18 protein-coding genes are annotated in these 21,358 nt (G+C 66.7%); 9 read left to right on the top strand and 9 right to left on the bottom strand.

The genetic code is table 11. The annotated features are described in order from the left end of the window. The first annotated feature begins 2 nt into the window (after positions 1–2). Positions 3–617 (top strand): PadR family transcriptional regulator, encoded by a 615-nt coding sequence (locus ACFWBQ_RS16435; RefSeq protein WP_385488705.1) that lies wholly within the window; start codon positions 3–5, stop codon positions 615–617. Positions 618–837: 220 nt separating this feature from the next. Here the strand turns inward: ACFWBQ_RS16435 and ACFWBQ_RS16430 are convergent, their stop codons facing one another. Continuing rightward, positions 838–960 carry a hypothetical protein gene (locus ACFWBQ_RS16430; RefSeq protein ID WP_385488703.1) on the bottom strand — a complete coding sequence of 41 codons (123 nt, stop codon included), beginning with the start codon at positions 958–960 and terminating at the stop codon, positions 838–840. Between the two features lie 259 nt (positions 961–1,219). Continuing rightward, the gene (gene dnaB, locus ACFWBQ_RS16425) at positions 1,220–2,695 is read right to left on the bottom strand and encodes a replicative DNA helicase (RefSeq protein WP_385488700.1); all 1,476 of its coding nucleotides are present in this window, start codon (positions 2,693–2,695) and stop codon (positions 1,220–1,222) included. A gap of 458 nt (positions 2,696–3,153) precedes the next feature. Between dnaB and ACFWBQ_RS16420 the strand changes: the two genes are divergently transcribed. Beyond that, entirely contained in the window at positions 3,154–4,491 is a 1,338-nt protein-coding gene (locus ACFWBQ_RS16420; protein ID WP_385488698.1) for an MATE family efflux transporter, read from the top strand. A gap of 135 nt (positions 4,492–4,626) precedes the next feature. Here the strand turns inward: ACFWBQ_RS16420 and rplI are convergent, their stop codons facing one another. From rplI to rpsF, 4 genes are all read right to left on the bottom strand, one after another. Beyond that, the gene (gene rplI / locus ACFWBQ_RS16415; RefSeq protein ID WP_383568137.1) at positions 4,627–5,073 is read right to left on the bottom strand and encodes a 50S ribosomal protein L9; all 447 of its coding nucleotides are present in this window, start codon (positions 5,071–5,073) and stop codon (positions 4,627–4,629) included. 18 nt (positions 5,074–5,091) lie between these two features. Beyond that, positions 5,092–5,328, bottom strand: coding sequence for a 30S ribosomal protein S18 (gene rpsR / locus ACFWBQ_RS16410; protein WP_003967857.1), 237 nt, complete (start codon positions 5,326–5,328; stop codon positions 5,092–5,094). A gap of 43 nt (positions 5,329–5,371) precedes the next feature. Further along, positions 5,372–6,007 (bottom strand): single-stranded DNA-binding protein, encoded by a 636-nt coding sequence (locus ACFWBQ_RS16405; protein ID WP_385488695.1) that lies wholly within the window; start codon positions 6,005–6,007, stop codon positions 5,372–5,374. Positions 6,008–6,081: 74 nt separating this feature from the next. Further along, complete coding sequence (gene rpsF, locus ACFWBQ_RS16400) at positions 6,082–6,372, bottom strand: 30S ribosomal protein S6 (protein ID WP_385488693.1); 291 nt, start codon at positions 6,370–6,372, stop codon at positions 6,082–6,084. A gap of 286 nt (positions 6,373–6,658) precedes the next feature. On the opposite strand from rpsF, the gene ACFWBQ_RS16395 reads away from it, so the two are divergent. The 3 genes from ACFWBQ_RS16395 (at position 6,659) to ACFWBQ_RS16385 (ending at position 9,332) form a co-directional block, all read left to right on the top strand. After that, a complete protein-coding gene (locus tag ACFWBQ_RS16395) occupies positions 6,659–6,979 on the top strand; it encodes a hypothetical protein (protein ID WP_385488690.1) in 321 nt (106 codons plus the stop codon). A gap of 126 nt (positions 6,980–7,105) precedes the next feature. Further along, positions 7,106–8,224, top strand: a complete 1,119-nt coding sequence (locus ACFWBQ_RS16390; protein ID WP_356423141.1) for a peptidoglycan bridge formation glycyltransferase FemA/FemB family protein — start codon at positions 7,106–7,108, stop codon at positions 8,222–8,224. Positions 8,225–8,300: 76 nt separating this feature from the next. Next, positions 8,301–9,332 carry an alanine racemase gene (locus tag ACFWBQ_RS16385; RefSeq protein WP_385488686.1) on the top strand — a complete coding sequence of 344 codons (1,032 nt, stop codon included), beginning with the start codon at positions 8,301–8,303 and terminating at the stop codon, positions 9,330–9,332. 11 nt (positions 9,333–9,343) lie between these two features. On the opposite strand, the gene ACFWBQ_RS16380 is transcribed toward ACFWBQ_RS16385, so the two are convergent. Further along, positions 9,344–10,846 carry a glycosyltransferase family 87 protein gene (locus ACFWBQ_RS16380; RefSeq protein WP_385488684.1) on the bottom strand — a complete coding sequence of 501 codons (1,503 nt, stop codon included), beginning with the start codon at positions 10,844–10,846 and terminating at the stop codon, positions 9,344–9,346. A 144-nt stretch (positions 10,847–10,990) separates the two neighbouring features. Further along, positions 10,991–13,693, bottom strand: coding sequence for a transglycosylase domain-containing protein (locus tag ACFWBQ_RS16375; RefSeq protein ID WP_385488681.1), 2,703 nt, complete (start codon positions 13,691–13,693; stop codon positions 10,991–10,993). Positions 13,694–14,080: 387 nt separating this feature from the next. On the opposite strand from ACFWBQ_RS16375, the gene ACFWBQ_RS16370 reads away from it, so the two are divergent. From ACFWBQ_RS16370 to ACFWBQ_RS16360, 3 genes are all read left to right on the top strand, one after another. Then, positions 14,081–14,782 (top strand): helix-turn-helix transcriptional regulator, encoded by a 702-nt coding sequence (locus ACFWBQ_RS16370; RefSeq protein WP_385488679.1) that lies wholly within the window; start codon positions 14,081–14,083, stop codon positions 14,780–14,782. Between the two features lie 62 nt (positions 14,783–14,844). Next, complete coding sequence (locus ACFWBQ_RS16365) at positions 14,845–15,927, top strand: inositol-3-phosphate synthase (protein WP_385488676.1); 1,083 nt, start codon at positions 14,845–14,847, stop codon at positions 15,925–15,927. A 122-nt stretch (positions 15,928–16,049) separates the two neighbouring features. Beyond that, positions 16,050–17,339: an MFS transporter gene (locus tag ACFWBQ_RS16360; RefSeq protein WP_385488674.1), complete on the top strand. Its 1,290-nt coding sequence runs from the start codon at positions 16,050–16,052 to the stop codon at positions 17,337–17,339. A gap of 93 nt (positions 17,340–17,432) precedes the next feature. Here the strand turns inward: ACFWBQ_RS16360 and ACFWBQ_RS16355 are convergent, their stop codons facing one another. Further along, entirely contained in the window at positions 17,433–18,875 is a 1,443-nt protein-coding gene (locus tag ACFWBQ_RS16355; protein WP_385488672.1) for a CCA tRNA nucleotidyltransferase, read from the bottom strand. A 181-nt stretch (positions 18,876–19,056) separates the two neighbouring features. On the opposite strand from ACFWBQ_RS16355, the gene ACFWBQ_RS16350 reads away from it, so the two are divergent. Beyond that, positions 19,057–21,351 carry a DUF6049 family protein gene (locus ACFWBQ_RS16350; protein ID WP_385488670.1) on the top strand — a complete coding sequence of 765 codons (2,295 nt, stop codon included), beginning with the start codon at positions 19,057–19,059 and terminating at the stop codon, positions 21,349–21,351. The last annotated feature ends 7 nt before the right edge of the window (positions 21,352–21,358 follow it).

The raw sequence follows: 21,358 nt of genomic DNA, 5'->3' as shown, positions 1-21,358 counted from the left end.
GCATGACCCCATCAGTCCCCCGCAGCTCCCCGCTCGCCCTCACCGTCCTGGCTCTGCTGCACTACAAACCGCTGCACCCGTACGGCGTCCAGCGTCTGATCAAGGACTGGGGCAAGGACCAGGTCGTCAACGTCAGCCAGCGCGCGAGCCTCTACCGCACGATCGAGCGGCTCAATGGCGCCGGGCTGATCGCCGTCCGCGAGACCGGGCGCGATCAGCAGTACCCGGAGCGGACCGTGTACGAAATCACCGACGCGGGGCGCGAGACCGCCCGCGCCTGGCTGGAGGAGATGCTCTCCGCGCCCAAGCAGGAGTTCCCGGAGTTCCCGGCCGCCCTGTCGAACCTGCTGCTGCTCACGGCGCGAGACATGGCTGACGTACTGGATCAGCGGACCGACGCACTCACGGAGAAGCTCGACGGGTTGGAATCGGCCCTGGCCGAGCAGACGGAGCAAGGGCTGCCACGCATCACCCGCCTGGAGACCGAATACCTGAGGGCCGTGACGGTCGCGGAGCTGGAGTGGGTGCGCGCAGTGGTCAATGATCTGCGGACCGGCGGGCTCTCGTGGTCGCAGGAGCGGCTGGACGCCCTCGCGGCAGGACCGGTGCAGCAGTGAGCCCGCCCCCGGTGCGACCGGGGACGGGCTGGCGCTGCATTCCCCCGGAGGGCCAAACCCTGGCCCCTCGTCTCACTTCTGTGTCCTTTGGGCCTGACAAGGGACACAACCAGTGAGAAAAGGCCACTGAAAATGCGAACCTGCACGGCGTGCAGGGTCTCGCGGCTCGTGTCCTAGGACGAGGCTGTGAGCTGCGGTTTCCACGACGCCGGCACACGTCCTAGTCGTTGCCGCCCAGGATGGCGCGGGCCCGGTCGATGAACTCGTCCGTGGCCTCGCTGTGCTCCTGCCTGCGCCGTGCCGGCACCGGAGCCAGCTCTTCGTTCGTGCAGTCGACGATCAAGGAGAACTGCTCGAAGGGGTCAGGCCCGAGACCTGGGCGAGAGCAGCGTTCGCCTCGTCCTGCTGCGCCGTTACGTCGGTGGCATCAGACCGATATACGTCGCGGAAGGAGGACAGCGCCGTCCGCGCGCGCTGGACCCAGCCACCCGAAAGGGTGAATCACCTGACCGGCCAGTCTCAGAATCGTGTCCGCCAGGACTTCACTTGGACATCGTGCCTGAGATCAGGACACGAAATCTGAGTACCTGCAACGGCGGGACTCAGGTCTGCGCCATGTCCACGAAACGCGAGTAGTGGCCCTGGAAGGCCACAGTGATCGTCGCCGTCGGGCCGTTACGGTGCTTGGCCACGATCAGGTCCGCCTCGCCCGCACGGGGCGACTCCTTCTCGTACGCGTCCTCGCGGTGCAGCAGGATCACCATGTCGGCGTCCTGCTCGATGGAACCGGATTCACGCAGGTCGGAGACCATCGGCTTCTTGTCCGTACGCTGCTCGGGACCACGGTTCAGCTGGGAGAGTGCGATGACGGGCACCTCCAGTTCCTTGGCGAGGAGCTTGAGGTTTCGGGACATGTCCGAGACTTCCTGCTGACGGCTCTCGGCACGCTTGGCGCCGCCGGACTGCATCAGCTGCAGATAGTCGATGACGACGAGCTTGAGGCCGTTGCGCTGCTTCAGACGGCGGCATTTCGCCCGGATCTCCATCATCGACAGGTTCGGCGAATCATCGATGTACAGCGGAGCTGCCGAAACGTCCGGCATCCGCCGGGCCAGCCTCGTCCAGTCCTCGTCGGTCATCGTGCCGGAGCGCATGTGGTGGAGCGCCACCCGCGCCTCGGCGGACAGCAGGCGCATCGCGATCTCGTTGCGCCCCATTTCCAGGGAGAAGATCACACTCGGCAGATTGCTCTTGATCGAACATGCGCGAGCGAAGTCCAGGGCCAGCGTGGACTTTCCCATGGCGGGGCGGGCCGCGATGACGATCATCTGGCCGGGGTGCAGGCCGTTCGTCAGGGAGTCCAGATCGGTGAATCCGGTCGGTACGCCGGTCATCTCACCGCTGCGTGATCCGATCGCCTCGATCTCGTCGAGCGCACCCTCCATGATGTCGCCGAGCGGAAGGTAGTCCTCGCTGGTGCGCTGCTCGGTGACGGCGTAGATCTCGGCCTGGGCGGAGTTGACGATCTCGTCGACGTCTCCGTCGGCGGCGTACCCCATCTGCGTGATCTTCGTGCCCGCCTCGACGAGACGCCGGAGCACGGCCCGCTCGTGGACGATCTCCGCGTAGTACGAGGCGTTGGCGGCCGTCGGCACGGACTGGACCAGGGTGTGCAGATACGGGGCTCCGCCGACCTTGGTGATCTCGCCGCGCTTGACCAGCTCGGCCGCCACGGTGATCGGGTCGGCCGGCTCGCCCTTGGCATAGAGGTCGAGGATCGCCGTGTAGACGGTTTCGTGGGCCGGGCGGTAGAAGTCGTGACCCTTGATGATCTCCACGACGTCAGCGATGGCGTCCTTGGACAGCAGCATGCCGCCGAGCACGGACTGTTCCGCGTCGAGGTCCTGCGGGGGCACGCGCTCGAACCCGGACGAGCCACCGTCCCAGCCGCTCTCTCGCCCCCGGTCATGCTGCTCGTCCCGCCCCTTGCCCTCACCGCGGCGCTGACGGGTAACGGGCAGACGGTCACTGGGACCGACGTCGGCCCAGGGATCGTCCAAAGGCTCGGGAATGCTCACCGGGCCACCTCCTCCCGTCCGCTTCGCGGACCTAACCGTGCCACTCTTTCTTACGGCACGGCACCGACAAACAAGACGCCCGACTCCGGTTCCGGCGCGTCAGGTTCTGCGGACTTTCAAGCCGGAACGGAGTGCGGGCGCCGCCCCACGGTAGGCCGGTCCGCACCGTCAGCCAATCCGGTTATCCACAGGGCATGTGGACGACGGACCAGATGCTGTGGAGAACTCCTCCGATCCTGTGCACGGACCGGGGGACAGCACTGTGGACAAACTCATATCGACGCCACAATGACCGCCCTGACCTGCACTTTCTCCATCCACCGGCTGTGGGGGAGAAAAACTTTTCCTCTCAGCCCAAGATCACTGCAAACCACGCGCGACGGAACCTGGAACTCGACCTAAAGTAAGGACTGCTATCCCATTGCATCTCTTACCTGTGGAAGATTAGATTGACCCCCATGACCCAGGCCTCCACGACCCGGCGATCCAGTCGCCGCCGGCATGACCGCGAGATCATCGCACTCGCTGTTCCGGCCTTCGGCGCGCTCGTTGCCGAGCCGCTCTTCGTCATCGTCGACAGCGCCGTCATCGGTCACCTCGGCACCTCCCAGCTGGCCGGCCTGGGGGTCGCTGCGGCCCTGCTGACGACCGCCGTGAGCGTCTTCGTTTTCCTCGCCTACGCCACCACGGCAGCAGTCGCCCGCCGGGTCGGTGCGGGAGATCTTCCTTCTGCGATCCGCCAGGGCATGGACGGCATCTGGCTCGCCCTGCTGCTCGGCGCCGTCGTCGTTGCCATTACGCTCCCTGCGGCCCCCTGGCTGGTCGAGGCTTTCGGCGCATCGGAAACCGCCGCTCCTTACGCCACCACATATCTGCGGATCTCCAGCCTCGGAATCCCGGCCATGCTCGTCGTGCTCGCCGCGACCGGCGTGCTGCGCGGCCTGCAGGACACCCGTACGCCCCTGTACGTCGCCATCGGCGGGTTCGCCGCCAACGGCGCGCTCAACGTGGCTCTCGTCTACGGAGCCGGCCTCGGGATCGCAGGATCTGCCTGGGGAACCGTGATCGCCCAGGTCGGTATGGCTCTCGCCTATCTGATCGTCGTGGTGCGCGGAGCCCGTCGGCATGGAGCCTCGCTGCGTCCCGACGCCGCGGGGATCAGGGCCGGCGCACAGGCAGGTGTTCCCTTGCTGGTCCGTACGCTCTCTCTGCGCTCGGTTCTGATGATCGCCACCGCTGTCGCCGCCCGGCTGGGCGACACGGACATAGCCGCGCACCAGATCGTCCTCTCGCTCTGGAGCCTCACAGCCTTCGCCCTCGATGCCATCGCCATCGCGGGCCAGGCCATCATCGGCCGCTACCTGGGGGCGAACGATGCCAAGGGTGCACGCGAGGCCTGCCGCCGGATGGTCCAGTGGGGTATCGCGTCGGGAGTGGTCCTGGGGGTACTGATCGTGCTGGCACGCCCCCTGTTCATCCCGCTCTTCACAGGCGACGAATCCGTGCAGGACACCCTGCTGCCGGCTCTGCTGGTCCTGGCGCTGTCCCAGCCGATCGCCGGCGTGGTATTCGTCCTGGACGGAGTGCTGATGGGGGCGGGCGACGGCCGCTATCTGGCCTGGGCCATGCTCCTGACCCTGGCTGTCTTCGCTCCGGTCGCCCTCCTCGTCCCCAGCTTCGGAGGGGGCCTCACGGCTCTCTGGTGGGCGATGACGCTGATGATGACGGTCCGGCTGGTGACACTTTGGCTCCGTACCCGCTCGGGCCGCTGGATCGTCACCGGAGCCACTCGCTGAGCGGCACCGGGCAGAGGGCGACAGCCGTACTCCGCCCGCGGCGGCCGACCGTCGCCGGTTGCCGTTTCACGTGAAACGACGAAGGGCCGCACCCTCAGGGTGCGGCCCTTCACCTAGCTCTGATGAGCTGTGCCCTTAGGCGGCAACGACCTCGATACCGAGCTTCGCGGCAACCTCGGGGTGCAGACGGACGGACACCTGGTATCCGCCGAGCGTCTTGATCGGCGAGCCGAGCTCGACGCGACGCTTGTCGACGTCCGGGCCACCGGCAGACTTGATCGCCGAAGCGATGTCGGCCGGGGTGACGGAGCCGAAGAGACGGCCGGCGTCGCCGGAGCGAACAGCCAGACGGACCTTCACGGCCTCGAGCTTGGCCTTGATCTCATTGGCCTGCTCGATCGTCGAGATCTCGTGGATCTTGCGGGCGCGGCGGATCTGCGCCACGTCCTTCTCGCCGCCCTTGGTCCAGCGGATGGCAAAGCCCCGCGGAACCAGGTAGTTACGGGCGTACCCGTCCTTGACGTCCACGACGTCGCCGGCGGCACCGAGGCCAGTGACCTCGTGGGTGAGGATGATCTTCATGATTCGGTCACCCTTCCCTTATCGCGCGGTGGACGTGTAGGGCAGCAGCGCCATCTCACGGCTGTTCTTGACTGCCGTGGCGACATCACGCTGGTGCTGCGTGCAGTTGCCGGTGACGCGGCGGGCACGGATCTTGCCACGGTCGGAAATGAACTTCCGCAGCATGTTCGTGTCCTTGTAGTCCACGTACTGGGTCTTGTCCTTGCAGAATGCGCAGACCTTTTTCTTAGGCTTGCGCACAGGCGGCTTCGCCATTGTGTTTCTCCTGTGTGATCAAGAAGTGGGGGTACGAGCAGCCCTAGAAGGGAGGCTCGTCCGAGTAGCCGCCGCCGGAACCACCGGAGCCGCCAGAACCACCGGAGCCGCCGGAGCTTCCGCCCCAGCCGCCCCCGCCGCCCTGCTGGCCCCCGGCCGGCTGACCGCCGGCCGGCGCGCTGGTGGCCCACGGGTCGTCGGCGGGAGCACCGCCGCCGCCCTGCTGGCCGCCGCCACCGGAACCGCCGCCCCAGTTGCCGCCGCCCTGCTGGCCACCGCCGTATCCACCCTGGCCGCCGCCCTGACCGCCGCGACCAGTGGTCTTGGTGACCTTGGCCGTGGCGCTCTTGAGACTGGGGCCGACTTCCTCGACGTCCAGCTCGTAGACCGTGCGCTTGACGCCCTCACGGTCCTCGTAGGACCGCTGCTTCAGCCGGCCCTGCACGACGACGCGCATGCCTCGCTGAAGCGACTCCGCGACGTTCTCCGCCGCCTGACGCCAGACCGAGCAGGTGAGGAACAGGCCTTCGCCGTCCTTCCACTCATTGGTCTGCCGGTCGAAGATGCGGGGAGTGGACGCGACACGGAACTTCGCGACCGCCGCACCGGACGGGGTGAAGCGCAGCTCGGGGTCGTCGACGAGATTGCCGACGACCGTGATGACGGTCTCGCCTGCCATGGGTGAACCTCTCGGCGGGGATTGCTTCTGGCTGCTTGCTGCTACTCGAACCCGATGACCACTGAGCTAGAAGCTCAGTGGTTCTCGGGACGGAGGACCTTGGTCCGGAGGACCGACTCGTTCAGGTTCATCTGTCGGTCGAGCTCCTTGACGACTGCAGGCTCGGCCTGCAGGTCGATGACCGAGTAGATGCCCTCGGGCTTCTTCTTGATCTCGTAAGAGAGACGACGACGGCCCCAGGTGTCGACCTTCTCGACCTTTCCGTTGCCCTCACGGACGACGGAGAGGAAGTTCTCGATCAACGGGGAGACTGCTCGCTCCTCGAGATCGGGGTCGAGGATGACCATCATTTCGTAGTGACGCATGTGAAACCCACCTCCTTTGGACTCAGCGGCCACGGTCGTTCCGTGGCAGGAGGGTCGTGATGCGTAAGCAACAGTGTCTCCGAGTAAAACAGCCGCCACTGACAACGCCCCTTCGTCGACTTCCGAGGGGGGCTGCTGTGCTGGCTCAGGGCAGACACTGGTGCAGACCGTACAGAGTACCCGCAGACCGGCTTCCGGTTGAAATCCGGAGCCCAAGAGACGCAATCTGTACACATCGGTTGTGAGCGGCGCTACAGTGCACCGCCTTCCGGCCAGGAGGTTCTCCATGGCACAGACAATGCGACCCCGTCCCCGCCCGTCCGTTTCCCTCTTCGCCACGGACGGCAGACCTCATCCGATCCAGGACGCTCTGGTGGCGGTGACTCTGGTCCTCGGCGCCCTCGCCTTCGTGACGGCGATGTTCCACAACCTGCATCTGATCAGCTCGTGGGCCGGGCTGATCGGAATCCTGACCGGCGCATACGGACAGTTCGTCTCGGTAACCACCCGTGAGCGGTTCCCGTTGATCCTGGGGCTGGGTGCATCCGCGGTCGGGTTCTTCCTCGGCATGGCCCACGGCGGCCTCTTCGGCGGCGTGATCAGCTGAGGGTCCCCCGGGCGCCGTTCCCGGTCGCCCGGGGTCCAGACGGGGCGCTCCTCGGTCACAGTAGGCTTCGGCGCGAGAGCCGGAGCCCCTGACCGATGGGGACACACCTGCCGAGGAGCACCCCGCATGAGCCTGACCCTGAGGACCATCAGCCGAGAGCAGCATCTGGCATACGTCCAGAACCTGCCTTCGGCCAGTCACTGCCAGGTCCCGGCGTGGGCGGATGTGAAAACCGAATGGCGCTCGGAGAACCTGGGATGGTTCGACAAGAACGGCGAGATGGTCGGCGCCGGTCTGGTGCTGTACCGCCAACTGCCCAAGATCAAGCGCTATCTCGCCTACCTTCCCGAGGGCCCGGTCATCAACTGGTATGCCCCGAACCTGGACGACTGGCTCCAGCCGATGCTCGCCCATCTGAAGCAGCAGGGTGCCTTCTCCGTGAAGATGGGCCCGCCCGTCGTCATTCGCCGCTGGGATTCGGCCGCCATCAAGTCCGGCATCCAGGATCCGGATGTGAAGCGCCTGCGCGACGTCGAGGCCACCCACATCGAGCCACGTGCCTTCGAGGTCTCGGACCGTCTGCGCAAGATGGGCTGGCAGCAGGGCGAGGACGGCGGCGCCGGCTTCGGTGATGTCCAGCCCCGCTACGTCTTCCAGGTGCCGCTCGCCAACCGCTCTCTCGAGGATGTTCTCAAGGGCTTCAACCAGCTCTGGCGGCGCAACATCAAGAAGGCCGACAAGGCAGGCGTCGAAGTCGTCCAGGGCGGCTACGAGGACCTTGCCGAGTGGCAGCGGCTGTACGAGATCACGGCGGTGCGTGACCACTTCCGGCCGCGCCCCCTGTCGTACTTCCAGCGCATGTGGACGGTACTCAACTCCGAGGACCCCAACCGCATGCGGCTGTACTTCGCCCGGCACAACGGCGTCAACCTTTCTGCGGCCACGATGCTCGTGGTCGGCGGGCACGTCTGGTACTCCTACGGCGCGTCCGACAACATCGGGCGGGAGGTCCGGCCCTCGAACGCGATGCAGTGGCGCATGCTGCGCGACTCCTACGCGATGGGCGCGACCGTCTACGACCTGCGCGGCATCAGCGATTCGCTGGACGAGACCGACCATCTCTTCGGCCTGATCCAGTTCAAGGTCGGCACCGGCGGCGAGGCCGTCGAGTACGTCGGCGAGTGGGACTTCCCCCTCAACAAGCTGCTGCACAAGGCGCTCGATATGTACATGTCGCGCCGCTGACACTGCCCGAAAGCACTTCACCAAGCTCCGCATACCTCTGATACACCGCAGCCACCAGAAAGGTTCCGGGCCGGCCATGGCGCTCTCCCTCTACGTCGACACCGCGCGCTGGCGGGCGCACCAGAAGTCCGTGCTCGACCAGTTCCCCGGTCTCGTCCCTGTCTGCAAGGGCAATGGATACGGCTTCGGCCACGAGCGGCTCGCCGACGAGGCGATCCGTTTCGGTTCCGACACGCTTGCTGTCGGAACCACGTACGAGGCCGCCCGTATCAAGGACTGGTTCAGCGGCGACCTGCTCGTCCTCACCCCCTTCAGGCGGGGTGAGGAGCCCGTGCCGCTGCCCGACCGTGTCATCCGTTCCGTCTCGTCGGTGGACGGTGTGCACGCCCTGGTGGGCGCGCGGGTCGTCATCGAGTGCATGAGCTCGATGAGGCGCCACGGTGTGAGGGAGGAAGAGCTGGGGCAGCTGCACGCGGCCATCGAGGATGTACGCCTCGAAGGTTTCGCCCTGCACCTGCCGCTGGACCGCACGGACGGCTCGGACGCGGTCGAGGAGGTCATCGGCTGGATGGACCGCCTGCGTGCGGCCCGGCTTCCCCTGCACACCATGTTCGTCAGCCACCTGCGGGCCGAGGAGCTGGCGCGGCTGCAGCAGCAGTTCCCGCAGACCCGCTTCCGCGCACGCATCGGCACGCGTCTCTGGCTCGGCGACCACGAGGCGACGGAGTACCGCGGTGCGGTGCTCGACGTCACGCGCGTCGTCAAGGGGGACCGGTTCGGCTACCGCCAGCAGAAGACCGCCTCGGACGGCTGGCTGGTGGTCGTTGCCGGCGGCACGTCCCACGGCGTCGGCCTGGAGGCTCCCAAAGCCCTGCACGGCGTGATGCCGCGCGCCAAGGGTGTTGCCCGGGCCGGGCTGGCCACGGTCAACCGCAATCTGTCGCCGTTCGTCTGGGCGGGCAAGCAGCGCTGGTTCGCCGAGCCGCCGCACATGCAGGTGTCCATCCTGTTCGTACCGTCGGACGCCCAGGAGCCGAGGGTCGGCGACGAACTGGTGGCCCACCTGCGCCACACCACCACCCAGTTCGACCGCCTCGTGGACCGGTAGGCCCGGCGCCCTCAGTCGGCGGCCGCTCCGCCCGCCGTGCCCCACTCCACCCGCGGTCCTTCGACCGCGGGTGCCGCATGCCGGGCGGGATGATGCACCTGCCCGAACGCGACCGCGTCCGGAGCCCCGTCGAGCACCCCGCCCGACGGGTCGTCCGATCCGTCGCGCCGCACGGTGTCCCGCTCCGGCAGCAGGATGTCCCGCACGACAACAGCGCACAGGTACAGCGTTCCGAGAAGATGCAGGGCGATCGCGACCTGGTAGCCCTCCTGCGGCAGCCCCTGGTGCTTGTCGCCGCTCGCCGTGTACGCGAGATACAGCCAGATCCCCAGGAAGTACATGACCTCGCAGGCCTGCCAGACGAGGAAGTCCCGCCAACGCGGTCTGGCCAGCGCGGCCAGCGGGATCAGCCAGAGGACGTACTGCGGTGAATAGACCTTGTTCGTCAGGATGAAGGCGGCGACCACCAGAAAGGCGAGCTGTGCGAACCGGGGCCTGCGCCCGGCCGTCAGCGCCAGCCCCGCAATACCCGCGCACATCACGAGCATCAGCAGCACCGAAGCCGTGTTCACGGTGTCCACATCGATGGGTCTGCCGGTGCGCTGGGTGATGATCAGCCAGAACGAGCCGTAGTCGATCTGTCGTTCCTGGCTGAACGTGTAGAACTTCTTCCACCCCTCGGGCGCGTACGCCATGACCGGAAGGTTCACCACCAGCCAGGCCGCCGCCGCGCCGAACATCGCTGCCCCGAACTCCCGCCATTTCCCGGCCCGCCAGCACAGCACGAGCAGCGGTCCGAGGAGCAGCACGGGATAGAGCTTTGCGGCCGTCGCCAGGCCGATGAGGATGCCGAAGGCGAGTGCCCGTCCGCGGGACCACATGAGCATGGCGGCGGCCGTCAGTGCGACGGCGAGCAGATCCCAGTTGATCGTCGCGGTGAGCGCGAGAGCCGGGGCGAGGGCGACCAGCAGGCCGTCCCACGGGCGGCGCCGGTGCGTCCGCGCCACACACACTGCGATGATCACGGCGCAGATCATCAGCATGCCCGCGTTGACCATCCAGTACATCTGTTCGCGCGGCTGCATGGGATCGCCGGTGGGCGTCAGCGTCAGCCAGGACGCGACCTGCATGAACAGGCCCGTGAGAACGGGGTACTCGAGGTACTCCATGTCGCCGCTGAGCCGGTCGAAGTACGGCACGCGGCCCTCGGCGAAGCCGCGTCCGAGGTAGAGATGCGGAATATCGGAGTAGCACGCGTGCGTGTACTGCGAGCTGGTTCCGCGGAACCAGGCCCAGTCGTAGCAGGGCATCTTCTGCACCATGCCGAGCGCGAACATTCCGATCGCCACGAGCACGATGACGCGGACCGGCGTGAGCGGGCCGGTGCCGAGCCGTGCCCAGCGTCCCACCGGTCCGCCGATCAGCTCGCTGCCTGCCGCGGCGATCTCGTCCTGTTGCGTGGGCCGTACGACGGGCCGCTCCTGGTGCACGCTCGTGTCTTCTGCGCTTGGCATGCCGCACATCCTGCCGTACGGCGCTGTGGGCAGGGCGTGTGCCGCCCCCGGGACGCGGAGAGGGCCGCCGGCACCTGGCAGGTGCGGCGGCCCTCGTCACGTTTGTCCGACGGTCACTCGTCGGGGTCCCGGCAAGCGGTGGCGCTATCCGCCGCCGCCGAAGAACCCGCCGGCAGCGTTGTTGCCGTTCCCGTTCCCGTTCCCGTTCGTGCCGTCCGTCGTTCCGTCGGTCGTCCCGGTGTCGGTACCGCCATTGGTCGTACCGGTGTTGGTACTGCCGTCGGTCGTGCCGGTGTCGGTACTGCCGTCGGTCGTGCCGGTGTCGGTACCACCGTTGTTGTTGCAGTCCCAGTCGAACGCTCCGCACGAATTGCTCGGCGAGGGGGACGGCAAGGACGGGGTGGGCGACGGGTCCGTCGGCGGTTCGCTGGACGGCGTCTGCGAAGGTGTCGGGCTGGGCGTCGGGGTGGGGCTGGCGGCGCCGCCGCCGTAGACCGTCTCGCCGTACGGCTGCGGTTCCGGGAAGTCCTTGACCTCCATGCCCTTCATCGCCACTGCCATGTAGTCGTGCCAGATCTGCGCGGGGAACGAGGCGCCGTGGATCTTCTCCTCACCTCCCGTGCCGAACATCTTCAGGAACTTGCGGTCCTTGTTCTTCTCGTCGTCGTCCATCCGGAACATGCTCACCGCGGTCGACAACTGCGGGGTGTAGCCGACGAACCAGGCCGACTTGTTGCCGTCCGTGGTACCCGTCTTCCCGGCCACATCCCGGTTGGGGAGCTGGGCAGGTGTTCCCGTCCCCTTCTCGACGACGTTCTTCAGGACGTCGGTGACGTTGTCCGCGACGATGCTGGGGAAGGCCGTCTTGGACACCGTCTCGTGCTGATAGATGACCTCACCCCTCTCCTTCACCTCCGTGACCGAGAAGGGCTCGCGCTGCTGGCCGCTGGTGGCGAAGGTGGCATACGCCCCGGCCATCCGGATGGCGCTCGGTGAGGACGTGCCGATGGAGTACGACGGGACGTTCGCGTTCGCCATGTAGTCGTCATCGCGCAGCCCGGCGGCGATCGCGGCCTCCTTCACCTTGTCCGTGCCGACATCCATGCCGAGCTGGACGTACGGGGAGTTGGCGGACTCCTGCATGGCGGTCCGCAGGTCGATGGGCCCGTAGCTGTGGTCTCCGTCGTTGGTCTGGAGCCACTCCCCGCCCTTGTCGCTCCGCCAGATCTCGCCGTTGTACTTCTTGATCTTCAGCTTGTTGTCGCCGTTGTAGACGCTCTTCGGCGAAACGAGTTTGCGGTCCGACGCGCTCTGGTCCGTACCGAGATCCGGGTTGCGCTTCCCGTACTGCATGGCTGCTGCCAGCACGAACGGCTTGAACGTCGAACCGACCTGCGCACCCGTCGCGTCGGCGTTGTTGGTGTAGTGCTGCGTGGCGTCCTGACCGCCGTAGGTGGCGAGGATCGCACCCGTCTTGGTGTCGACCGACGCACCGCCGAACTCGACGTGGGAGTCCAGTTCAGGACGCTTCTTCACGTTGATCTTGTCGGCGTACACCTTCTTGACGGCGGTCTCGAGCTGCCTGACCTTGTCCTTGTCGAAGGTCGTGTGGATCTCGTATCCACCCTGGGCGAGCTGCCGCTCGGTGATGTGCCGGTCGTTGTGCGCGAGGAAGTATTTCGTTGCGAGGTCCACCAGGTAGCCCGTCTGGCCACTCAGCTTCGCGTCTTTCTTCGGCTCTTCCGGCATGGGGAACGTCGTGTACGTGGCACGCTCCGCCTTGCTCATCTTGCCGTCCTTGACCTCCTCGTCGAGGATCCACTTCCAGCGCAGCTCCGCGCGCGCCCTGTTCTTCGCCGGGGTGGCCTGTTTTGAGTCGATCTCGGGGGCACCCGCCGGGTCGTAGTAGGTCGCCCCCTTGAGCAGGGTCGCCAGGAAGGCACACTCGCTCGGGTCCAGTTCTTCGGCGTCCTTGTTGTAGTACGTGCGCGCGGCCGCCTGGAGGCCCGAGGCGCCTCGGCCGTAGTAGGAGATGTTGAGGTAGCCCTCCATGACCTGCCTCTTGCTCACCGTCTCGCCGACCTTGAGCGTGATGAAGAGTTCCTTGAACTTCCGGCTCATCGTCTGGTCCTGGGAGAGCCTCGAGTTCTTCACGTACTGCTGCGTGATCGTCGATCCGCCCTGGGTTTCACCTCCCCGGGCCATGTTGTACACAGCGCGGGCGATACCCATGGGGTCGATGCCCCTGTCGCTCTCGAACGACTTGTTCTCCGCGGAGATGACGGCGTTGCGCATCGCTTTGGGGATCTGCGCGTAACCGATCTCCTGGCGGTTGACGGAACCGCCGGTGGCGACCATGGGAGTCTTGTCGGCCCAGTAGTAGACGTTGTTCTGCGCCTTGGCGATGGCCTTGACATCCGGCGGTACGACCAGCGCGTACGCGATGCCGGCCACGCCCATCATGAGGCCGAGGAAGCTCAGGCACAGACCGGAGACGAGCCTCCACGACGGCACCCAGCGGCGCGCACCGTACTTTCCGGCCCGCGGGTAGTCGATGAAGCGCTTCTTGCCGGAGCGGGCGTCGGCCCGGCCCCGGCCACGGACTTCGTGACCACCGGTGTCGCCACCTCCGCGCCGTCTGCCCCCGCCACCGCCGCGCTGGGCAGCGCGGCGGGCCTCGGCCCGGCCGCTGTAGGAGGTTTCCTCGCCGTAGGCGTCGGAAGGTGATGCTGAAGTTGCTCTGCGTGACGACTCGGTGCGACGTCCGGCAGGCTGTTGGGCGGCTCGTCTGGCCGCGGCACGCCCGCCGCCTTGCGGTTGCGGCGTTTTGCGACGGTGCTCGCTCATCGAACGACTACTCCTCGGGCAGGCAAGAGCGCCTGGAAGCGGCAGTTGAGATCCGGTCCCCCCGAATTACGGACGAGCCCTGCGGAAGGCTCACCCGCGGTACATCCGGCAGTCCGCGATAACTGACGCATGGCGGCGTCACACGGTTCCCGGTGGTCTGCATGCCGCACAGACTACGCAGGGTCAAAAACCCCCTAGAGCCGAACTTCACCCCAAATAACGCAAGTCGCTCCCTAGGAATTAGCGATGTGACGCCGCTCACGAATCCTCCCCTTGTCGAATATCGCGCGCCGATCTATCGTGCTGATGTATCGAGTCGATACATCAGCACGGCATAAGGTGGGCCCACGGGCTCCGCGGGAGCACTCGGAGAAGGAGGAGGCGAAGGTGAGCAGACGCTCAGGCATCCTCGAATTCGCCGTACTCGGTCTGCTCCGCGAGTCCCCGATGCACGGGTACGAACTGCGCAAACGTCTCAACACATCGTTGGGGATCTTCCGCGCCTTCAGTTACGGCACCCTCTACCCCTGCCTCAAGACGCTGGTTGCCAGCGGCTGGTTGATCGAGGAGCCGGGAAGTACTCCGGATCTTCCGCCCGCCGCCGGCCGTGGAGTCACTCCCACGTCCTCACTCGCCGGGCGCCGCGCCAAGATCGTCTACCGATTGACGGCAGAAGGTAAGGAGCACTTCGAGGAGCTGCTCTCGCACACCGGCCCGGACTCCTGGGAGGACGAGCACTTCGCCGCTCGCTTCGCCTTCTTCGGGCAGACGGAGCGCGAGGTGCGGATGCGCGTACTCGAAGGCCGCCGCAGCAGGCTCGAGGAGCGCCTCGAGAAGATGCGCGCCTCCCTTGCCCGCACCCGCGAACGACTCGACGACTACACACTGGAGCTGCAGCGACACGGCATGGAGTCCGTGGAGCGCGAAGTGCGCTGGCTGAACGAGCTCATCGAGAGCGAGCGGTCGGGACGGGATCAGCGACGATCCTCGCCCGAGAGCTCTGCTCAGCACGACACATCAGGAGAGACGGGCGGCCTGCCCCGGCACCGGGACCACACCCGGCCGGATCCGTCCGACGACACCAAGTGAAGTCCCCGCAGAACCGCAAGGTTTCATCGGGGAACACCGAGAACACACAGGGAGCAATCGGCATGGGTTCGGTTCGCGTAGCCATCGTTGGCGTAGGCAACTGCGCCGCCTCGCTGGTGCAGGGCGTCGAGTACTACAAGGACGCCGATCCGGCCGGCAAGGTGCCCGGTCTGATGCACGTTCAGTTCGGCGAGTACCACGTGAGCGACGTCGAGTTCGTCGCCGCCTTCGACGTCGACGCGAAGAAGGTCGGCCTCGACCTCTCGGACGCCATCGGCGCCAGCGAGAACAACACCATCAAGATCGCCGACGTGCCGAACACCGGCGTGACGGTTCAGCGCGGCCACACCCACGACGGTCTGGGCAAGTACTACCGCGAGACGATCGAGGAGTCCACCGAGGCCCCGGTCGACATCGTCCAGATCCTCAAGGACAAGCAGGTCGACGTCCTCGTCTGCTACCTGCCCGTCGGTTCCGAGGTGGCTGCCAAGTTCTACGCGCAGTGCGCCATCGACGCCAAGGTCGCGTTCGTCAACGCTCTCCCGGTGTTCATCGCCGGCACCAAGGAGTGGGCGGACAAGTTCACCGAGGCCGGTGTCCCGATCGTCGGCGACGACATCAAGTCCCAGGTCGGCGCCACCATCACGCACCGTGTGATGGCGAAGCTCTTCGAGGACCGGGGCGTCGTCCTGGACCGCACGATGCAGCTGAACGTCGGCGGCAACATGGACTTCAAGAACATGCTCGAGCGTGAGCGCCTTGAGTCCAAGAAGATCTCGAAGACGCAGGCCGTCACCTCGCAGATCCGCGACCGCGAGCTCGGTGCGGACAACGTCCACATCGGTCCCTCGGACTACGTGGCCTGGCTGGACGACCGCAAGTGGGCGTACGTGCGCCTCGAGGGCCGTGCCTTCGGTGACGTTCCGCTGAACCTGGAGTACAAGCTCGAGGTCTGGGACTCCCCGAACTCCGCCGGTGTCATCATCGACGCCGTGCGCGCAGCGAAGATCGCCTTGGACCGCGGCATCGGCGGCCCGATCCTCTCGGCTTCCTCGTACTTCATGAAGTCCCCGCCGGTCCAGTTCTTCGACGACGAGGCCCGCGAGAACGTCGAGAAGTTCATCAGCGGCGACATCGAGCGCTGATCCGGCCGATCACGGCTTCAGCTTCACCAGGGTGACGAGCGGAAACGCTCCGTCCCCTCCACGTGTTGGGGGTCCCCGGGCAATCCGCCCGGGGACCCCCGACGTGTGTGACCCTTGCCCACATGCCTGTCGTGCGTGATCTGCGCGTACTCCTGCGCCTTCGGAACTTCCGTCGCCTTCTCGCCGTGCGGCTTCTCTCCCAGTCGGCTGACGGCGTCTACCAGGTCGCGCTCGCCACGTACGTCGTCTTTTCCCCGGAGGGCCAGACAACGCCGGGTGCCATCGCGTCCGCCATGGCTGTGCTGCTGCTTCCGTACTCCTTGATCGGCCCGTTCGCCGGCGTCCTGCTGGACCGCTGGCCGCGCCGGCAGGTGTTCCTGTACGGAAACCTGCTGCGGGCCGCCCTCGCCTGCTGCACGGCCTTGCTGCTCCTGAGCTCCGTACCCGCGTGGTTGTTCTACGCTTCCGCCCTCTGTGTCACCGCGGTCAACCGCTTCGTCCTGGCCGGACTGTCAGCGGCCCTCCCACGCGTCGTCGACAACGACCGGCTCGTCGTCGCCAACTCACTCTCCCCGACGGCCGGCACGCTGGCCGCAACGGCGGGCGGAGGGCTCGCCCTGGCCATGCAACTACTGACAGACGGGTCCGACGCCGCCGTGGTCCTGCTGGGGGCGATCCTCTACCTTCTCTCGGCCCTGACCTCCCTGACGCTGCCCCGTGACCTCCTCGGGCCGGATGAGGACCTGCACCACGTGCGGCTGCGAGAGGCCCTGACCACTACCGCGCATGGCCTCGTCGCCGGGTTGCGCCATCTGGCCGAGCGGAAGGATGCCGCCCGCGCTCTGGCTGCCATAACTGTGATCCGCTTCTGTTACGGGGCCCTGACGGTGATGGTGCTGATGCTGTGCCGCTACGCATGGTCGGACAGCGAGTCCGACGGACTGGCACTGCTCGGCCTTGCGCTGGGAGCCTCCGCCGCGGGGTACTTCATGGCCGCGGCGGTGACCCCGTGGGCCGTGGGGCGTCTCGGCCGGTACGGCTGGATGGCCACGTGCGCGGGTGCGGCGTCCCTTCTGGAGCCGGCGCTGGGGCTGCCGTTCACCCCGACTCCCATGCTGGCGGCAGCGTTCGTCCTCGGGCTCGTGACACAGGGGTCAAAGATCGCGACGGACACCGAAGTGCAGACCTCGGTCGACGACTCCTTCCGCGGCAGGGTCTTCTCGCTCTACGACGTGCTGTTCAACGTCACCTTCGTCGCTGCCGCGGCACTGTCCGCCCTCGTACTTCCCGCTGACGGCCGGTCCGTTGTTGTGGTGATCGTCGTAGCCGCGCTCTACGCCCTGGTCTCGGTGGCGATGTTTCGCTGGAGGCACGTCAGCCTGATGCTCCAGCGCACCCACCTCAAGGAGTGAGGGCGCTGTTTCACGTGAAACAGCGCCCTCGATGCATACCGCTCCAGAATCGTGAGCCATGTTTCACGTGAAACATGGGACCCACGCCCGGCATCAGTCCTGAGCGGCCCACCACTCCTTGAGGGCCGCGACCGCGGCGTCGCGTTCCATCGGCCCGTTCTCCAGCCGTAGCTCCAGCAGGAAGGCGTAGGCCTTGCCGATCACCGGTCCGGGTTCGACCCCGAGGACCTGCATGATCTCGTTGCCGTCCAGGTCGGGCCGGATCGCGTCCAGCTCCTCCTGACTCTGCAGCTCCCCGATGCGCGCCTCGAGCCCGTCGTAGGTGCGGGACAGAGCATTGGCTTTGCGCTTGTTGCGCGTCGTGCAGTCCGAGCGGGTCAGCTTGTGCAACCGGTCCAGAAGCGGTCCCGCGTCCCGCACATACCTGCGCACGGCGGAATCGGTCCACTCACCGTCGCCGTAGCCGTGGAAGCGCAGATGCAGCTCCACAAGCTTCGACACGTCCTTGACCATGTCGTTGGAGTACTTGAGCTCGGTCATCCGCTTCTTCGCCATTTTGGCGCCCACCACCTCGTGGTGGTGGAAGGAGACACGGCCGTCCGTCTCGAAGCGCCGCGTCCTCGGCTTACCGACGTCGTGAAGCAGGGCCGCGAGCCGGAGCACGAGGTCCGGACCGTCCTCCTCCAGGTCGATGGCTTGCTCCAGGACGGTCAGAGAGTGCTCGTAGACGTCCTTATGACGGTGATGCTCGTCACTTTCCAGCCGCAGGGCCGGGAGCTCGGGCAGCACCCGGTCCGCCAGACCGGTATCCACCAGCAGCCCCAGCCCCTTGCGGGGGTGCCCGGACAGCAGCAGCTTGTTGAGCTCCTCGCGGACCCGCTCGGCCGAGACGATCTCAATCCGTCCGGCCATGTCGGTCATCGCCGTGACGACGTCAGGAGCGACCTCGAAGTCCAGCTGCGCGGCAAAGCGAGCGGCGCGCAGCATCCGCAGCGGATCATCGGAGAAAGAAGCCTCCGGGGTGCCCGGGGTACGCAGCACACGCTCAGCCAGGTCGTCGAGACCGCCGTGGGGGTCGATGAACTCCTTCTGCGGCAGAGCGACAGCCATGGCGTTGACCGTGAAGTCACGGCGTACGAGGTCTTCCTCGATGGAGTCTCCGTAGGAGACTTCCGGCTTGCGAGAGGTCCTGTCGTACGCCTCCGACCGGTAGGTCGTGACCTCGATCTGATAGCCGTCCTTCTGCGATCCGACGGTGCCGAACGCGATTCCGACCTCCCATACGGAGTCCGCCCACGGTCGGACAATTTTGAGTACGTCCTCCGGGCGGGCATCGGTCGTGAAGTCCAGGTCGTTCCCGAGCCTGCCGAGCAACGCATCGCGGACCGACCCTCCGACCAGGGCTAGGCCGAATCCGGCCTCCTGGAATCGGCGGGCGAGGTCGTCGGCGACCGGGGACACCCGCAGCAGTTCACTCACTGCGCGGTGCTGCACCTGGCTCAGTGCACTGGGGCTGTCTTCGTTGGCGTTCGGCACAACAGAAAAGGGTACGTGCACCGACCGGCCCCGGCGTCATCGTTTACGGCGGCCCTGCAAGACTCTCCCGATCATGTGGCGCAGTCCCCGGCACTCAGCTGTCGGGCACATCGTTACCATGCGGGGACGCAGAGACCGGCAAGACCGACACCAGCTGACGACTAAAGAGGGACGGGTACGCGTGGCCGAGGCGGCAGACATCCAGGGGAAGAGTCCCTCCCCTGCCCGCCGGTGGCTCCGGCGCACGGCCTCCTTGATCGTCGGGGCACCCCTGCTTGCCGGGCTCCTGACGGGTCCGGCAGCGCCAGCGCATGCCGAGGGGACCGCCAAGGCCCCGACCGGCTCCCGCACCATCGATGTGTCACTGGACACGCTCACCCCCAGTGCACCGGCCGAGGGGGACACCCTCACGGTTTCCGGCACCCTGACCAACAAGGGCAGGAAGACGGTCACCGAAGCCGAGGTCGATCTCCGTGTGGGGCCGACACTCTCCGGCAGGTCGGCAATCGACGACGCCGCCAAACGCACTGGATACCTGCCGGGCAGCGACCCGGCCAAGCTCGGCGGTACGTTCACGCTGAAGATCCCGAAGCTTCCTTCCGGCGTCAGCCAGGACTTCACCCTCGCTGTTCCCGTCGACAAGCTGGGCCTGGACACGGAGGGCGTCTATCAGCTCGGCGTCTCCGTCACCGGCCGGACTGCCGATGCACTCTACGACCAGGTGCTCGGCATTGAGCGGACCTTCCTGCCCTGGCAGCCCGAGGACACCGACAGCAAGACCGAACTGACCTTCCTCTGGCCACTGATCGCATCGGCCCACGTCACCGCAGAGACGGGCTCCGACGAACAGCAGACCCCAGTCTTCGCCAACGACAAACTCGCTCTTGAGCTTGCGCCCGGCGGCCGACTGGAGCAGTTGGTGTCGCTGGGCCGTCAGCTTCCTGTGACCTGGGTGATCGACCCGGACCTGCTGGCCTCCGTCGACGCGATGACGAGGAACTATCGCGTCACAGTCGGTGACACCACCGTCGCGGGGACGAACCAGGCCATCGCCAAACAGTGGCTCACCACGCTGGGGGCGGCAGTCAAGGACGGCAAGGTGGTGGCCCTGCCGTTCGCCGACCCCGACCTTGCCTCCATCGCCCATCGCGGCAAAAGCGTCTCGGGCACGCTCAGCCACCTGCAGACGGCCACCGAGGTCGCGGGACCCACGGTCGAGACCATCCTGCACGTGAAGCCCTCCACGGACTTCGCCTGGCCGGTGGACGGTGCGATCGATCCCTCGATCGTCGACGTTGCCACCTCGGCCGGCGCGCACAAGGTGATCGCCCGTAGCGACAGCCTCGAAGAAACCGGCGGCCTGCCGTACACGCCGACAGCCGCTCGTCCGATCGGGGGCGGCACAACCGCTGTCGTTGCGGACTACCGGCTGTCCACTGCCTTCAGGGGCGACATGGCCAGGGCCGGCGACTCGACGCTCGCCGTGCAGAAGTTCCTGGCCCACACGCTCGCCCTGACCGAGCAGGCCCCGAACAAGGCGCGCAGCATCGTCGTCGCCCCGCAGCGGACCCCTACGGCGACGCAGGCACAGGCAATGGCCCGCGCCCTGCACGCCCTCACCGACAACCACTGGACGCAGCCCATCGACCTGGTGGCGGCGGCCGGGGAGAAGCCCGACGCCCGGGCCACCACGAAGGTACCGGGGGCCTCCCAGTACCCGAAGAAGCTGCGCAGCCAGGAGCTGCCCACCCAGGCCTTCCAGGACATCCGGACGACTCAGGACTCGCTGAACAGCTTCGAGGTCATCCTCACCCAGCCCGACCGGGTGGTGACCCCCTTCGGCAATGCGATCAACCGCTCCGTGTCCACATCGTGGCGCGGCAGGCCGCTGGAGGCACAGCAGTACCGCGACGCAGTACGCACCTATCTGCAGAGCCTCACCAACGAGGTGCAGCTCATCGCGAAGTCCGATGTCACCCTGTCGGGCCGCAGCGCGACGATCCCTGTCACCGTGCAGAACAAACTGGTGCAGGGGGTGGATCACCTCGTGCTCCGCCTGACATCGGGCAACGCCACACGGCTCAAGCTGAATGACGGCGGATCCGTCGCCGAGAAGCCGATCAAGATCGCAGGCGGACACAGTCAGTCCGTGAAGTTCGACGCCTCGGCCAATGCCAACGGGCAGGCCCAGGTCACCGCACGGCTCTTCACCGCGGACGGAACGCCCTACGGCGAGGAGATGACCTTCACGGTGAAGGTCTCCGAAGTCACACCGACGGTGCTCCTCGTGATCGCCGGAGGACTGCTCCTGCTCGTCCTGGCAGGTATCAGGATGTACACACACCGAAAGCGCGCCGTCGCGAGCGGCGCAGCGGGGGACAACGGCGGCGAACCCGAGCAGCCGAGTGACCCGACCCCGGACACCGGTCCGGAAAGCGGGAACCCCTCGGGAACGGGTGAGAAAGTGGACCGTTGAGCGATGT

The organism is Streptomyces sp. NPDC060035 (assembly GCF_042736635.1).
Classification (GTDB): Bacteria; Actinomycetota; Actinomycetes; order Streptomycetales; family Streptomycetaceae; genus Streptomyces.
Note: the sequence above shows the minus strand (reverse complement) of the source record. Positions and strands in the feature narration are given on the sequence as shown.